The 264-nt window shown below is 65.5% G+C and carries 1 protein-coding gene; it reads right to left on the bottom strand.

Features of this window, described 5'->3' with window-relative positions; all coding sequences use genetic code 11:
- Positions 1-264, bottom strand: a 264-nt coding sequence (locus tag AAEZ05_RS28965; protein ID WP_350650055.1) for an SDR family NAD(P)-dependent oxidoreductase, incomplete at both ends; no start/stop codon positions are given.

Raw genomic sequence — 264 nt, 5'->3', positions numbered from 1 at the left:
GCCTGGACGTTGGCGCTCATGGTCAGGCCGGGGGCCAGGCAGTTGCAGCGGATGCCGGCGTCGCCGACTTCGCGCGCTATCGAGCGTGTCAGGGCAATCACCGCGCCCTTCGACGCGACATACGCCGCCATCATCGGCGCGCCTTTGAAAGCCGTTGCCGAGGCAATATTGACGATCTTGCCGTAGCCCTGACGGCGCATCACCGGCATTACCGCCTTCGCGCACTCGAAGGAACCGCGCACGTTGACTGCCATGATCCGGTCC

This window comes from Pseudomonas sp. HY13-MNA-CIBAN-0226, assembly GCF_040310305.1.
In the GTDB taxonomy this organism is placed as follows: domain Bacteria; phylum Pseudomonadota; class Gammaproteobacteria; order Pseudomonadales; family Pseudomonadaceae; genus Aquipseudomonas; species Aquipseudomonas gregormendelii.
The sequence above is the reverse complement of the archived record's forward strand: the minus strand, read 5'-3'. Positions and strand labels throughout refer to the sequence as shown.